Annotated in this window: 11 protein-coding genes; 6 read left to right on the top strand and 5 right to left on the bottom strand. The window is 45.3% G+C overall.

Annotated features, from left to right (window positions below; all coding sequences use genetic code 11):
- Positions 1-52: 52 nt before the first annotated feature.
- Positions 53-679, bottom strand: coding sequence for a hypothetical protein (locus ACXABW_RS22860; RefSeq protein WP_457525729.1), 627 nt, complete (start codon positions 677-679; stop codon positions 53-55).
- A 211-nt stretch (positions 680-890) separates the two neighbouring features.
- On the opposite strand from ACXABW_RS22860, the gene ACXABW_RS22855 reads away from it, so the two are divergent.
- The 5 genes from ACXABW_RS22855 (at position 891) to ACXABW_RS22835 (ending at position 5,748) form a co-directional block, all read left to right on the top strand.
- On the top strand, positions 891-1,298 hold the full coding sequence (locus ACXABW_RS22855; RefSeq protein ID WP_457525727.1) for a GFA family protein: 408 nt from the start codon (positions 891-893) through the stop codon (positions 1,296-1,298).
- A gap of 102 nt (positions 1,299-1,400) precedes the next feature.
- Positions 1,401-2,060: a YoaK family protein gene (locus ACXABW_RS22850; RefSeq protein WP_457525725.1), complete on the top strand. Its 660-nt coding sequence runs from the start codon at positions 1,401-1,403 to the stop codon at positions 2,058-2,060.
- A 515-nt stretch (positions 2,061-2,575) separates the two neighbouring features.
- On the top strand, positions 2,576-3,946 hold the full coding sequence (locus ACXABW_RS22845; protein WP_457525723.1) for a YjiH family protein: 1,371 nt from the start codon (positions 2,576-2,578) through the stop codon (positions 3,944-3,946).
- A gap of 246 nt (positions 3,947-4,192) precedes the next feature.
- Entirely contained in the window at positions 4,193-4,657 is a 465-nt protein-coding gene (locus tag ACXABW_RS22840; RefSeq protein ID WP_457525721.1) for a hypothetical protein, read from the top strand.
- Between the two features lie 20 nt (positions 4,658-4,677).
- Complete coding sequence (locus ACXABW_RS22835) at positions 4,678-5,748, top strand: GGDEF domain-containing protein (protein WP_457525719.1); 1,071 nt, start codon at positions 4,678-4,680, stop codon at positions 5,746-5,748.
- Between the two features lie 24 nt (positions 5,749-5,772).
- On the opposite strand, the gene ACXABW_RS22830 is transcribed toward ACXABW_RS22835, so the two are convergent.
- The 3 genes from ACXABW_RS22830 to ACXABW_RS22820 all read right to left on the bottom strand — a co-directional run bounded on the left by ACXABW_RS22830 (position 5,773) and on the right by ACXABW_RS22820 (position 11,623).
- A complete protein-coding gene (locus tag ACXABW_RS22830; RefSeq protein WP_457525717.1) occupies positions 5,773-7,206 on the bottom strand; it encodes an NAD-dependent succinate-semialdehyde dehydrogenase in 1,434 nt (477 codons plus the stop codon).
- Between the two features lie 157 nt (positions 7,207-7,363).
- On the bottom strand, positions 7,364-8,377 hold the full coding sequence (locus tag ACXABW_RS22825; protein WP_252033372.1) for a LacI family DNA-binding transcriptional regulator: 1,014 nt from the start codon (positions 8,375-8,377) through the stop codon (positions 7,364-7,366).
- A gap of 156 nt (positions 8,378-8,533) precedes the next feature.
- On the bottom strand, positions 8,534-11,623 hold the full coding sequence (locus ACXABW_RS22820) for a GH116 family glycosyl hydrolase (RefSeq protein ID WP_457525714.1): 3,090 nt from the start codon (positions 11,621-11,623) through the stop codon (positions 8,534-8,536).
- Positions 11,624-11,689: 66 nt separating this feature from the next.
- Between ACXABW_RS22820 and ACXABW_RS22815 the strand changes: the two genes are divergently transcribed.
- A complete protein-coding gene (locus ACXABW_RS22815; RefSeq protein ID WP_457525712.1) occupies positions 11,690-12,658 on the top strand; it encodes an aldose epimerase family protein in 969 nt (322 codons plus the stop codon).
- Positions 12,659-12,716: 58 nt separating this feature from the next.
- Here ACXABW_RS22815 and ACXABW_RS22810 read toward each other — a convergent pair whose 3' ends face one another.
- A complete protein-coding gene (locus ACXABW_RS22810; RefSeq protein WP_457525710.1) occupies positions 12,717-15,128 on the bottom strand; it encodes a GH36-type glycosyl hydrolase domain-containing protein in 2,412 nt (803 codons plus the stop codon).
- Positions 15,129-15,215 lie beyond the last annotated feature (87 nt).

Here is a 15,215-nt window from a genome sequence, read left to right as displayed (position 1 = left end):
CAATCAGAAGTTGAATTTTTAATCAATTGCTCAACAAGGGGGCATATTATGGCTAAATGGATTTCACCAACGACAATTGGTTTCTGTTCGACACATTAAAACGCAGCGTAACTTGCTCAGCTGGCGCTTCAGCCATAGCTTGACCTTCTGCATGTTGGTTAAGTACTACGTGCACTTGGGGCGCTAAGTACTCCATAGCCTCTATGGTAATGCGATCGCCAACCAGCTTGGAATCCACCAGCACCATACGTTCACGCTGTTGGTCATATTGAAATGTTGAAAGATAGTTAAACACGCCAGTGCCTTGACTGGTTACTCGCATTACGGCCACGTATCCTTTGCCATCATTAACAGGTGTAAGCGTATCGGTTAACACTAACAGTTGGCCACGTTGCGAACCTGCATCGTAACGGCCACTTGCTACCTGATTCTCATGATCAACGGTTTCAATAAATGCAAATGCGTGCGTTTCTGGGACTTTTACCGTCCAAGGGTTTGGCGACTGAACATCAAATACCTCTTTCATTACCGAATTACTAGATAGCTGATGGCTTGGAAACTTGCTCAGAATCTCTTCATCGGTCAGGCTAAATCGGTAGACACCAGCAACGACGACGACAACCAACAAAACAATCGGGATAAGTAAAATCAGTGGAATAGGTAAAATTCTTTTTTTCATTAATGAGCTCAACGTGCAAATGTCTGCGAGATAGAAACACATCCCCAAAATGACTTCAAGATACTGGATTCAGAACTGCTCGCGGTTTGAATCATTGTCGCACTTGCTCGCCATGCATATCTTACTGAAGGGACGTATTGAGATTATTTAGGCATATCTATCTAAACTGAAGGTAGGTTAACACATCATTTAGCGTGAGGCGTTCGATATTATGAAGCAAGATATGAAAATACGCATGGCAGATTGCAGCTGTGGCCAAGTCAGCCTAGTTTGCCGCGGTGAACCGACCCGTTCATCGGTTTGCCACTGTTTCGAATGCCAGAAACGAACTGGCAGTGTCTTTGGAGTGCAAGTACGCTTCAACGTAGAGCAAGTCTCCGTAAACGGGGAGTTAGCCTCCTACACCCGAATCGCAGATACCGGCAATGAAGTCAGCTATCAGTTCTGCCCTCGTTGCAGTACAACCATGCTACTCAAACTTAGCGCTGTGCCTGAATCCATTGTTGTCCCTGTTGGCGTATTTAACGAACATGACTTCCCAGCGCCGAGCGTATCCGTTTACGAACAGCGCAAACAAGGCTGGGTCAAATTTGAAGGAGAGATGGAGCACCTTGAGTAACATCGCAGCAGGCACTACTTTCAGCCTAGTGGTCTGACTCCCCCATTTTAATTCGGTGACAATAGGCGTTATAATCCCGCACTTCAACTAAGGATTACTGCTGTGATCACTAAGCTTCCTCGCTGGGTAGAGTATGGAGCACTACTACTCGCTATTCTTGCAGGGATCGTCAACGCCGTTGGCCTACTCGGGTTTCAGCATCAGGCCGTTTCACATGTGTCGGGTACTATCACGTTACTTGGCACCCAACTTAGCGAGTTTGATAGCCAGTCATTTCATTTACTTCTGGTGCTATTGAGTTTCCTATCCGGCGCCATTCTGAGTGGTGTTTTGATCGAAAACACCGCGCTAAAAATGGGCAGAAGATATGGTGTGGCTCTTTGCGTAGAAGGGGGGCTGCTACTCACCGCCTGCTACTTGCTCAACCTTAATTCACTGTATGGGCAGTACTTCGCATCTGCTGCGTGTGGATTACAGAACGCCATGATCACAACGTTCAGCGGTGCGGTCGTCCGTACAACGCACATGACGGGGATCGTTACAGATTTAGGCCTGATGATCGGCGCTAAACTGCGCGGTGAAAATTTTGACTACCGAAAAGCCAAACTTTTTCTCTTTATTCTCACAGGTTTTATCCTTGGCGGACTTATCGGTGGCAAACTGTTTATCCGCCTTCAAGTCAATGCCTTAGTCATCCCAGCTCTACTTGCATTTGGCCTCGCCATTTTTTATTGGTATCGGCTCAATACTAGGGTCTGTTGATCTTTCGTGGTTAAGTTTTGTTCGAGATAAAATCGTTTTAGGCGAGGCGAAGACTGTGTAGCCTAGTCATTCTAAGCAAATAGTCTTCAACGAAGCATAAAACGATTTTAGCCGAACCCTTCGGGCAGCCTTTGTGGTTCATTTCTACTGTGTTATCGGCTTCTCATGTAGGCTAGCTACACATCAAAGCCTCTGCCTTGTAGAAATTTCCCACAAAGTGCTGCAAAAATCATCTCGAAAGATCAACAGACCCTAATAAATATCCATAGACTACACTTTGTTTTGGGTTAATACTGGCAACCAATTTATTACTCATGTAACATTTACAAAACAAATCACTACAATTTGGTAAATAATTAGAATTCAATAGTGAATATTTAGCGTTAGTTAATGAATAGTATTGCAAGAATTAGCGAATACAGATATTCTCTCGCGCACTGATTAGATACGGATATTTAGTGAATAAGTATGCCAAGGAATTTGGCAATCATTTGACTAGTAACATGAGCAAACCCATGCACAATCAGAATCCATCGATTGAACAGCCAACGAAAAAAGGCAACTTTTGGATGTTTTTCATCCCATCACTTCTTGGCCTGTTCCTATTTATGGCACCAGTGAGCTATAACGGCGATCTCACTATCCCTGTCGCGGTACTCGCGAAATCGATTCAAGCTATCTTTGGTGACTACCTCGTCGGGACTGTTACCGCCATCATTGCGTTTATGGCGTCAATGTCCCTGCTTTACCGATTCTTTAAGCCTACGTTCATTTCAAACAATGAATTCCTTAACGGCCTTTTCTCGCCATCTCCACTTTGGCTAGCGGTACGTCTAGTTGGTGGCGCAGCGGTAGTAATGACATACTTCCAGTTCGGCCCTGAAGCAATCTGGGAAGAAAACACTGGTGGATTGGTACTAGAAGGTCTGCTTCCAACGCTATTTTCTGTATTTATTTTCGCAGGTTTGCTCCTACCATTGCTGCTTAACTTCGGCTTGCTGGAGCTATTCGGTACGCTACTAAGCAAAATCATGCGTCCGGTGTTCAACCTACCAGGTCGCAGTGCGATTGACTGTATGGCTTCATGGCTTGGCGACGGTAGTGTCGGTATCCTTCTGACCAGCAAACAGTATGAGAACAAGTTCTACACTCAACGTGAAGCGGCTGTTGTAGGTACCACGTTCTCAGCGGTTTCTATCACATTCAGCTTGGTCGTTTTGGCTCAAGTTGAATTAGAGCACCTATTCTTACCGTTCTACGGCGCTATCTGTTTGGCCGGTATCGTAGCGGCGGTGATCATTCCACGTATTCCACCGCTAAGCCTTAAGAGAGACACGTTTATCGATGGCACAGAGCCAGCAAAAGATGCCGATGCGATCCCTGCGGGCCACAGTTCTTTTTCATGGGGCCTTGAACTTGCTCTAACTAAAGCGGGCCAAGTGAAATCAGCGAAAGGTGTATTTGGAGAAGGCGTTCGTAACGCTATCGACATGGTATTTGGTGTACTTCCTGTTGTTATGGGCTTAGGTACCATTGCGCTGGTGATTGCCGAGTATACTTCTGTATTCAGCATTCTAGGTCAGCCATTTATCCCATTCTTGGAGCTACTCGGTATCCCTGAAGCCGTTCAAGCATCACAAACGATTGTTGTTGGTTTTGCAGATATGTTTATTCCAGCGATCCTTGCAGCTTCAATCGACAACGAAATGACTCGTTTTGTGATTGCAGCAATGTCGGTTACTCAGCTGATTTACATGTCTGAAGTGGGCGCACTGCTTCTAGGCAGCCGAATTCCAGTTAACATTGTGGAGCTGTTCATCATCTTCATTTTGCGTACCTTAATTACCCTCCCGGTGATTGCAGGTGTCGCACACTTGATTTTCTAATTGATAGAAATCGCAAAATACCAATTAAATCCCTCGACCTTGGTCGGGGGATTTTTGTATACAACGCGAAAAAATCCTGACCAGACTGATGCTTAGTCTCTTTGCTGATACAGCTATACAGTGATTTGCAACATATTTCATAAGGAAGTCAGCTATTAATCGATCATTTCATTGGTTAGAATATCGCCTTATACTTAATTACGACTTTAGTTTGAGTCATAGAATCTCCCAAATAGGAATTTCAGTATGAAATGGATTTTTTCAGTATTCCTTTTTCTTAGCTTTTCGATTCACGCCGCCCCGCTTGTTATTCACCACACAGACAGTTCCAAGACAACCTTGTCATTCGAGCAAATCACTCAAGATATTCCAAGTAGCGGGTTTGCCACACACCTGCCGTGGTATGAAGGCACCAAAAGTTTCACTGGCATGCGCGTCTCTGACCTGATTGCTCATTTAGGTGCAAAAGACATAGGCGCTGTTTCTTTCGTTGCATTGAATGATTACGCTGCCACGACCACCATAGCCGACATTCAAAAATATGAGCCGATCGTAGCGTATTTGATGGAAGGCAAGCGGATGAAAGTCAGAGACAGGGGGCCATATTGGTTGGTGTTCAACACCGACGGCTATCCAGAAACCAACAATGAAGTGTTTTACACCCAGATGGTTTGGCAAATCGACGAGATTATTCTTCACCCCAAGAAGTAATGAGGTGTTAACCCAAAGTTATGCATAGCTTTTTATCCAAGTCGAAGACGTTACTTATATTGCTGACCGTTGCTCTCATCCTCGCGAATGTCTATATCGTGACCGCGACACGAGATTTGGCGAAGTCCTACTCGGCTCAGCAAAACCAAGCGACTTGGTTCTTATTCCAATTAACCAAAGAGTTTTCGGAGTTAGTGGCTATTGGGCCGTATATGTTGGAAAACCCAGCCAATCAATCGAAAGTTTGGCTGAAGTACGAACTCACATGGAGCCGATTCGATCTGCTGTTAAACAGCCGTGAATCCGACACCTTCATGTCCCTTGAAGGTGCACGACCATTTTTTAATGAAATCTTTATCGATTACCAGAAAATGGAGCCTGTACTGGAACAGGTCAACGATCAAGAGTCTCTGCGGACTCTCACCGAAGGCCTAGATAAGATCTATTACGATATGATCGGCTACGTGAATCAAAACTTCCGATTAAAAAGTCCACTTTACCAACAACAAATGGCTTTGGCACGGGAGCTTAGCTACATACAGTACTTACTGATGTTTTTGCTATTTTGCTGCGCCGCACTGGTTACATATATCCTGCATCAAGAGTCTCTTCACCATAAAAAGCTCGCTTTCACCGATACATTAACGGGGATTAAAAACCGTTTCTCCTTATTTGAAGCCCTTGAAAAGCAACATAAATTCGCCGAGTTTACGGTTGTGTTGCTTGATTTAAATGGCTTTAAAGAGATCAACGATACTCATGGGCATCAAGCGGGAGACGAGGCGCTGGCGCAAACCGCGTGGCGACTCAATACGTTTATTCCACTGAGCAATTATCATGTTTATCGAATGGGTGGAGATGAGTTCACACTGGTACTCGAATCGACTAGCTTGGAAGATGTTGCTCAGTTTAACGAGCTTATCTTGGCGTGTTTTAATGAGAAACTAATTTTAAAATCAGGGGAAAGTGTCCAGCTCGGTGCAAGCCTAGGCTTTAGCCGCTACCCAATTGATTCAACGGATATTAACCACTTATTGTCGATTGCCGATAAGAATATGTACAAGATGAAGTTTGAAAAAGAGCAGCTGTGATTCACTAACTGCTCCATCATTACTTCACGAGTCGATAGCACCTAAACAGATATACTTGATGTTCAAGTATTCCTCTATGCCTTGCTTAGCACCTTCTCTACCAAAGCCAGATTGCTTCACACCACCAAACGGGGCAACTTCGGTAGAAATAATGCCTTCGTTCAAACCAACCATGCCAAATTCTAGCTTTTCTGCGATACGAAAAGCGCGCTGAATGTTCTGTGTGTAAAAATAGCTCGCCAAGCCATACTGAGTATCATTGGCTTGCTCCAGAAGATCACTCTCATCACTAAAGCGAATAATAGGCGCGATTGGGCCAAATATTTCTTCTTGGACAATCGACATATTTTTGGTCACTTCAGTCAACACTGTCGGCGGGATGAAATTGCCATCTAATTCATCTCCTCCCAATGAGAGTTTGGCGCCCTCTTTAACAGCGCCGGAAAGCAAAGACATCACATCCGCTTTCGCTTTTTCGTCAATAAGAGGCCCAACAGAGACTTCTTGGTCAAAACCATCACCGACGACTAACGAGCTCGCAGCATCCACAAACTTTTCTACAAAATCATCATAGATTGTCGTATGGACATACAATCGATTCGCACACACACACGTTTGCCCTGCATTTCGAAACTTCGATGCAATCGCTCCTGCGACAGCCTGCTCGATATCTGCGTCTTCAAAAACGATAAAGGGAGCATTCCCTCCCAGTTCCATTGACGTTCGCTTTATCGTGTCAGCACACTGCTTGATAAGCGTTCTTCCTACTTCAGTAGAACCAGTAAAAGAGAGCTTCTTAATATCTTGGTCATTGCAGAATATATCCCCTACCAATCTGGACGACGCGTTACTAACTACGCAGAAGAGGTCTTTCGGTAGGCCAGCTTGTAAAGCAAGCTCTGAAAGCGCATAGGCACACATTGGGGTTTGATTCGCAGGCTTTACGATACAACTGCAACCAGCAGCCAAAGCAGGCGCTACTTTGCGAGTGATCATAGCGATTGGGAAGTTCCACGGAGTGATGGCTGCAGTCACACCAACCGGCTGCTTGATCGTCATAATACGCTTATTGCTGGCAGGGGTTGGAATCGTATCCCCATAGGTCCGCTTGCCTTCTTCAGCAAACCACTGGATGAAACTCGCGCCATACATGACTTCGCCCCTAGCCTCAGCAAATGGCTTCCCCTGCTCAAGCGTCATTATCGAGGCCAAATCGTTGGCGTTTTCAATCACTAGATCATACCAACGCATTAGAACCAAACTGCGTTCAGCGGCTGTTTTCTGCTGCCACTCTCTTTGCGCTAGTTTTGCAGATTGTATTTTTTCTTGTATGCCCGATTTAGACAAAGACGGCACATAACCAATAATACGTTGAGTAGATGGGTTATATACTGCGATTGCATCATCGCCTTGGTTACATAAACCGTTTAGAAGAGATTGATTTACTATTCGTTCCATCAGTATCGATACTCTGTTTAATCATTTTCACTCTACCGCATATAGTAGCCAAAAACAGACATCGTATGTGTGAGTTGGGGCAGCATGCAAAGCTTCCAATCGAGCTATTACCTACATACTCACCAATAGCTAGATTTTTTGGTTCTTTATCAACGTACTAACGGTAAATAGATTTTGTAGACTGGCGCACGATCAAGTCTATCGGCGGCAGTCTCGCTTCATGGCGCTCGCCAGTCAGTAGGTTCAAAATCGAGTGTGCACATACCGCACCAATCTCTTCAATCGGTTGCCTTAACGTGGTGAGTGCTGGGGTAAAATAGTACGAGGTTGGCAGATCATCGAAACCAATCACCGAGACATCTTCAGGTACGCGATAACCTCGATCGGTTAGTGCTTTAATTGCACCATAAGCAGTTTGATCATTCGCGGCGAATAATGCCGAGAAATGGACCTTCGATTCCAACAGTTCAATGGTTTTCTCGTAGCCAAGTTCTGAGCTGAAATCACCTTGTTTCACTAGCTTAGGATTAACTTTAATGTCCGATTCCTGCAACGCTTTCTTATAGCCTTCAAAACGATCGCCAGAGTCTGGCTGGCTACTCAAACCTTTAATATGTGCAATGTTGACATGACCCAGCTGCAACAAGTGCAGTGTCGCAATGTAACCACCAAGGACATTATCTAGATTGAGTGAGCGTACATTATTACCGACAACATCGTACCCAACCGTTACCATAGGTATTGTTTCGGCGGTTTTTAGGATTAAGTCTTCTTGAAGGTTGCCTGTCACGACGATGATGCCATCGACATTGCTTTTCACTAGGTACTCAAGAGCATGCACTTCCAGCTTACTTTGCCAATGCCCCGTTGCAATCACAAGCGAGTACCCCTGAGAGATCAGTACCTTCTCCATATCATTCAAGATACGGCTGGTATACGGGCTGTCTGGGTGTTGGATCAGGACACCAATGGTCATAGAACGACGATTAGTATTCTGTTGCATTTGAAAGTTGGGCTTGTAACCCAGCTCGTTGATCGCCTGTTCTATATTCTGACTTTTCTCGTCGGAGACATAGGTCGTGCGATTTAAAAAGCGAGATACTGTACTAGGCGATACGCCAGCGAGTCGGGCGACATCATAAACCGTGGGTGCTTTTTTCTTTTTGGCCATAGTCAGTATCTTGCTTGCTGTTTAATTGATAGAAATGTAAGAGCCTGTCCCAATTTGGTCAAACACCTTGATCTGCGAGTGAGATCTCAGTGAGAAACCAAGCGTTCACTTGGTTTCTCTTTAACCACTTTGGGTTCAATCCAAGCTTTAACGTCACTAAATGGAGCTGTTCCCATATAGATAGGCAAAGATCATCCCTGGCCTAAAGTAACGTCCTGCGGTGTACTTAAGCCCAGTACTGAGCAGCCATTTATGCAGAGTAGAGTGACGATCTTTCGCTAACTTGTCACCGATTAACAGTGTAAATTGATCCAATGACTGGCTGAGGTCTGGGTTAACCCTACCATCAGACAACAGGCAATCAGAACGGGTTAACCAATCAATTAGTTCCCTCGATTGTTGATCATCGCAGTTCAAGACTTTCGCCATCTCATCAGCCGTCACTGCCACAGAGCAATTAAAGCCTTCCGGAGCCGCAAAAGGTATTTTGGCATAGTGATACAAGGCGGTGTACACCGTGTCCATCAACTCTTCGGCTTGCCGGTTTTTACCGGCTAGCCTTAATGCTGTCGCGACACTAAACTGAACCCCAATCCACACATCTTGCGCTTGGAACGCATCATGAGGTGCGCCATTAGCCAAAGTCATATTCGCCACGCCCAGCTTCGGGCTGTTGATCTGAAAGTTGTGTTTGTACACATAATCCAACGCGCGGCGGATTCGCTGTTGATCGAATAGCCCCTCTAACCCAACAAGTCGCAAGTAGCTATCGGCTAGCAAGGCGTCACCAAAGCTGTTGTCCGAGTCGAGCAGCAATGCTTGATATTCATCGGTAAAGGCCTGTGGGGCCAATTCCAACAGTTGTTGTTTCTTTAATAGACGCTGCTCAAGTTTGCTTTGCTGACTATCCAAATCGCACTCATCCAGATACGCATTGAGTGTATTTTTATCTTGGATAGCATCGCCACACAGCTCAACCCCAATCGATTGTAGTGCCTCTAATCCCTTACCGGTCAAATGCTTGGTTTGAACTGGAGTGACAAAGAAGTGGTAATAGCCTTGGCGCTCATCCCATAAACCGCTTTCTAACGTTGCAAGTGCAGAATCAGAGCGCTGGCGGTATTCCAGTGCAAGCTCTGGTTGTTCCAATAAAACGGCTAACTCAGCCGCTGCTTTCAGCCCAGCAGCCCACAAGCTGGCACAGTAAATCGAAATACCGTGGGAAGATAAGTTATCAAAGGTATCATCCGTGCCACGAGTAAGAGGTAGCGTGTCCCCTTCTTCAATCAGAGAAGATAAAAACTCGATGCTCTCTTGGATAGCCGGCCAGCATGCAGCGACTAAAGAGAGGTTACCGCTGTGTTGGTAATGGCGATAAACCATTAAAATGTACTTCGGTGCTAAGTCTTTCCACTCTTTGACGTTGTGCCAGCTGTATGCATCGGGCTGGATGTCATACGGGCTGCCTAAATCGTGAATCACAGCACCACGCACTGCACGTACGCCTTCATACTTGCTATCCACCAGCTCCGCATAAGGCTTATCTTCATATTCCCAATAGCGTCGTTTGGTTGCATCGCTGGCAAGAATCGCATCGGCGAATGCTTGCATCACACAGCCATCAAGCTCTGGTAGTAAATACAACAAAGAGAACGAACCGTAGAAGTACACATCTAACGAGTTAAAGAATGGGTAATCGACACACTCTTTCACCAAAAATTTGTCCTGCTTATCCCACACGGTTGATTCAGCTAAGAAAGACAAGGTGTTCATTGCCATAGTGGCAAACCGTTGCGCTCGTTCAGAATCTTGAATCTGTTGCTGTGTTTGTAGCAAGAATGCATTTTGCTGCTCAACAATTTGCGCCTCGATTGCATCGAGTTGAGGCAATAGGAAGGCTAAGATCTGCTGAGCACGAGATGGCTGCTCAAAAAACTGCGTGTAGGCTTTGTCAGACTGCCAACCATTAAGCAAAATTTTGCTGTGATCCATGACTTGAGCAAAACGCAATTCAACACTCTCATTTGGCTGCAGTTCAACCTGAACGGTGACCAGAGACGACAAACCTTCGCGACCACTGTAAATGCCGTGGTCGAAATGATTGTTGGTGCGCCCAGTACTCAAAGCAGCGACCACTTGCTGGTCTACTTTACTGCTGTACAGTGACGATTTCACCGATACGGTTACTTTGCCGCTCTCAAGCTGGCTGTTATTGGCTTGAACGCCGTATACCACTTCCCCTTCTATATCCGAAGCGTAAGGAGAGTCACTCGCCAGCGTCACTCCGCTGAAACTATATTCTTCCCCGGTAATTTGAAGTGGGGAATGGCTTTGTGCAATTGGGTTTTGAGTCAAGGTACACGCCGAGTCTTGGATACCATCGCGTCCCTTTCGGTAAGTAGAACCTAACAGGTTGTTGAGCGGCTGAACTAAGGTGACGACTTTGACCTGTGAACTATTATTGGTCAGCTCAAAATGATTCCAGTGAGCAGGTAACGAACATAAACGTTTGTCATCTTTCACTACCGGAGACACGACTTTACGCTCGACCGTAACCCCAGAAAACTCTGAGTAACGATAATGAGCCATTGGGTACAGCGCCTGATACGTTACGTCGTCACTCGATACAGATTCAACAGCAGCACGACTATCAGCAGTCAAAGACTGGCTTTGCACCGAAGTATTAACAAGTAGACCATTGAAAAAATCCAATGCGACTAAAATTTGCGTCTCAATTGCGCGTGGGTTTTGTACAATGTGGCGCTTAGTTTTATCATTAAATTCGATATTCCAACGTTCAAATGAGTCTTTATTATCTAAATAAAACCGTCCACTTCCCAATGCAGACTTAATATCTAATAGCGCTAATTCATCTGAAGATAAATTTATACCATTTTGACCAAATTTAGCTGGGTAGTAATTTATAAAACTTGTTAAGTCACTTAATGAATATATTTCAAGGTTATTCAAACTCGGGACATCCATCACCGACAGATAATAGTCATTGAAATGAATATCTTGCTCCTGACAATCGATAAAGATACCAGGAATGAAGCTAAAGTTAGGTGTGTCACCCTTAGCAGTTAGCGTGAACGTATTGCCAATACCACCTACCGCCATTCCTGTATTTTCAGGCGTCGTTGAAATCGGTGTATACCATGGTTGAATAAACTCTACCGCATCCCCTTTGCGGCACATTTCACTAGCTAGCCCTGAATAACTTGTATATGGAATTTTATTCTTCATATTTAAAATCCAATATTGAATATTTTATTTTGCTTGTTAATATCATCACCAAATGGAGATATTACAATGTTCAAAATCAAGAAAGATAATTTTAATAATTTAAGTGCTGTCACAATATTAAATCCAAACCTTGGTATAGAAGTTCAAATAATCGAAGAATTTGGGGCTATTGTTAATAAATACATTGTTAATCATAGTCCATTCTCCTTTATTTCTGGTTACCAAAACTGTGATGATTTAATGCATCAACACCCTTTTTTCTCTCGTAGTGCCAAGCTCTTCCCCTTCCCTAACCGGCTCAACCTCGGCCACTATCAGTACAATCAGCAAAGCTATCAGCTTCCAGCGAACTTCCCTTGGTCCGATCATGCTGTTCACGGGCTCGTTTACAATCAGCAATTTAAGTTGATTGACTCACAAGCGAATGAACAGCATGCTGAAATCACTCTTCGTTTTAGCACGCAGGATCTCGACCAATCGTCACTGCACTCAGGCTACCCGTTTGCGTTTCAGCTTGATATTCAGTACCGAGTAGAGGCATCAGGGCAATTAAGTTGCTCTACGCAGATCACCAACCTTGGTGACGATACAATGCCTATGGGCGATGCTTGGCACCCTTATTTCACCCTTGGTTGCCCCCTCGATAACTGCACGCTTCATATGCCAGCTTGTCTTGAACTGGAACATCAACACGATCTCCCTACAGGGCAAAAAACCGCTTACGATGCGTTCTCTTCCCCGTCATCACTTGAAGGCCAGTGTTTTAATCACTGCTTCGAGTTTGGGTCGAACCAATCTGTTGAACTGACGTTACAGCGACAAGACGGTTTAGCTCAACTCACCTTCCAGCAAGGTTCTGGCTACCGGTTTGTTCAGCTCTACACACCAGACTCGGAACCTTCAATCGCCATTGAACCAATGACTTGCCCTGCCGATGCTTTTAACAATCGAATCGGACTCATAGAGCTGTTACCTAATCAAACTATTTCGCTCGCTTGGCAGTGCCACGCTCGCTATTCGAATCCAAGTGAATAAGAGAAAACGCACTACGTGAGAAAGGGCGCACTCTGAACCTCAGAATGCGCCCTAATTATTAACCTAGTACCACTTCAATACGATGTTCACCGGAAGTAAAGACAGGTGCTTTGTTCCCATCTATTGCCTCACCATTTACTCGCATTTCTACCACACCCTTGCTCACCCCATTCGGGTTGCTGACGTGAATATGATACGTCGCTCCGCGGAATTGGCGGCGAACCTTAAACTCAGGCCAACTGCTCGGAATACATGGGTCAATAAGCAATCCATCGATTTCAGGGCGAACACCAAGAATCCACTGAGTACCGGCCACGTATGTCCAAGAAGACGTACCAGACAGCCATGCGTTTCGGCCTAAACCAAACTGCTGGTGTTCATCACCCAGAATGTTTTGTGGGTAGCAGTAAGGTTCTGATTCAAAGGTATCAATATCGTCATTTTTCGATGCTGGATTGATTTGACGGTAGTACTCATAAGCACGATCACCATTACCCATTTTCGCTTCCGCAATCATCACCCAAGGATTTGAGTGCAGGAAGATGCCGCCGTTCTCTTTCGCACCAGGAGGATATGTCGATACACCACCTAACTGAGGATCGAAACCGTTATAGCCCGGTGTAGATAACTTAATACCGTTCGCGGTGTTGAGCTTGCTATACACAGACTCTAGCGCTTGTGTAGCACGCTCTTGAGTAGCAAATCCAGAGATCACAGGCCAGCTCTGACCATTGGTGTAGATTTGCCCTTGTTCGTTGGTATGAGAACCAATAGGAGCACCCGTTTCATCGAAGTAACGAATAAACCACTCGCCATCCCAACCACATTCATTAACGGTGCTTTGCATCTGCTCATATTGAGCTTGGAACTGTTTCGCAAGCGATGACTCACCGCGAAGTTCACACAAATCGAGCATATCCAATAGAGCTTTGCCGTACATGTTGGCTACCATCATCGACTCTGCGCCGGTAGGCAGGTTAACGGTATCATTCCAGTCAGCAAACCCTAGCAACGGCAATCCATGTTGACCTGTATTGCTGTAAGTAAACTCAATCGCACGGCATAAGTGATCCCACACCGTGCCTGATTCGACTGGATTGCCTTGCTTATCCTTCTGGTAATATGGGATTTCTTTGTTTAGGAAGTCTCCATTACCCGACTCTTTCACGTACTGTGTGACAGCGTAAATGATCCATAAGTGGTCATCACCGTAGTAGTCTGGGCGGTCTTCTTCTTCACGTGAGTCACCCGCATTCGCTTCCATTGTTGAAGGGAAGAACTGGTGCATGGCCGAACCATTGGTATTTTGTACCGACAACAAGCGCTCGATGAATTCGCGTGCTTCTTCTGGCATGTGAGTAATCACACCCAGAGTATCTTGTGACGAATCACGGAAACCAATGCCGCGAGCCCCATAGCCCAGTTGGTATAGAGATAAGTAACGTGACCAGTTTTTAGTGGTATGACACTGACGAGGGTTGTGGATGTTCAGCATGGAATTCATCGCTGGATCCGGCGTCTCAACTTGAACCGTATCTAGGTAGCTAGCCCAGTGTTCAGTCAGCTCCGCAAACGCTGCGTCCACCACAGAATGGTCGCGATATTTCGCTAACATGTCTTTAGCGGCGTCTAAACTTTCCATTTGGGTCAACTGCACGACAGTACGTTCTGTTTGCTGCGGTGCTAACCAACCAAGACGTAGATTCAAAGCGCCGATGTTGTCACCACGTAAGCACTCACTATTACCTAATTCGTTGTTGTTTAATGCTTCTGGCGCAGCCCAGCTGCCGTAACCTAGGTTACCAATGAACTTCTGTCGGTCACCATCAAATGAGGTCGCAGGGCGGTCTGCCGTCATTAGATTTACAGCGTAATCGCGCTTCATAAACGCATACTGCTCTAACACAGTGTGACCAGTTTGTTGCTGGTGCGCCTTGAGGGTCATCGTTTGTGGAACCCAGTCCGCATTCAGCAGTTGTTTAAGCGCGTCGAAGTGAGTGAACTCGAACACAGGTACAACATCCACATGCAGCTCTTTGCCAGAAATGTTGGTCACTTTAATGTCTTGCAGTAACACTTCGTCATTCTTTGGAATAAAGAACGTACTCTCACAACGCACACCAAATGCTTCCGCCACAATGGTGGTGTAAGACAAACCCGTGTGGTTTTCAAACTTATCTAGAGGTTTGAGTGTAGGGGTATAGAACGGAGAGAACACTTGTGTATTCCCTTCGCTATCACGTACCTTCAGGTACAAAGTCGACCCTTTAAAGTCAGAGTTTGGCAGCTGGGCAATATATTTGGTGATGCGATTGAGTGCTGGGTCCCCCTTACATAGCAGCACTCCACCATTACTATCGACCAAGCCGCCAAAATTGAGCGTGCCAACATAGTTACACCATTTGATGGGTGTACATGGTGTTGTTGCCACGTATTCTTTGTTTTTATCGTCAAAATATCCGAATTTCATCGTCACTATCCCTAGCCTCCCCCCGTAAGGGGAGAAGCTGAATTATTCTAGAATGAGGTTTACCTGAGTTGGCTTTTACTTGGGCAG

The sequence above is a fragment of the Vibrio paucivorans genome (assembly GCF_054053395.1).
Note: the sequence above shows the minus strand (reverse complement) of the source record. Positions and strands in the feature narration are given on the sequence as shown.

Coding starts and splice junctions, on each gene's coding strand:
- ACXABW_RS22825 (WP_252033372.1), bottom strand. CDS start 8,377: ATGGCCAAAAAGAAAAAAGCACCCACGGTTTATGATGTCGCCCGACTC.
- ACXABW_RS22815 (WP_457525712.1), top strand. CDS start 11,690: ATGTTCAAAATCAAGAAAGATAATTTTAATAATTTAAGTGCTGTCACA.
- ACXABW_RS22855 (WP_457525727.1), top strand. CDS start 891: ATGAAGCAAGATATGAAAATACGCATGGCAGATTGCAGCTGTGGCCAA.
- ACXABW_RS22820 (WP_457525714.1), bottom strand. CDS start 11,623: ATGAAGAATAAAATTCCATATACAAGTTATTCAGGGCTAGCTAGTGAA.
- ACXABW_RS22860 (WP_457525729.1), bottom strand. CDS start 679: ATGAAAAAAAGAATTTTACCTATTCCACTGATTTTACTTATCCCGATT.
- ACXABW_RS22830 (WP_457525717.1), bottom strand. CDS start 7,206: ATGGAACGAATAGTAAATCAATCTCTTCTAAACGGTTTATGTAACCAA.
- ACXABW_RS22835 (WP_457525719.1), top strand. CDS start 4,678: ATGCATAGCTTTTTATCCAAGTCGAAGACGTTACTTATATTGCTGACC.
- ACXABW_RS22810 (WP_457525710.1), bottom strand. CDS start 15,128: ATGAAATTCGGATATTTTGACGATAAAAACAAAGAATACGTGGCAACA.
- ACXABW_RS22845 (WP_457525723.1), top strand. CDS start 2,576: ATGCACAATCAGAATCCATCGATTGAACAGCCAACGAAAAAAGGCAAC.
- ACXABW_RS22840 (WP_457525721.1), top strand. CDS start 4,193: ATGAAATGGATTTTTTCAGTATTCCTTTTTCTTAGCTTTTCGATTCAC.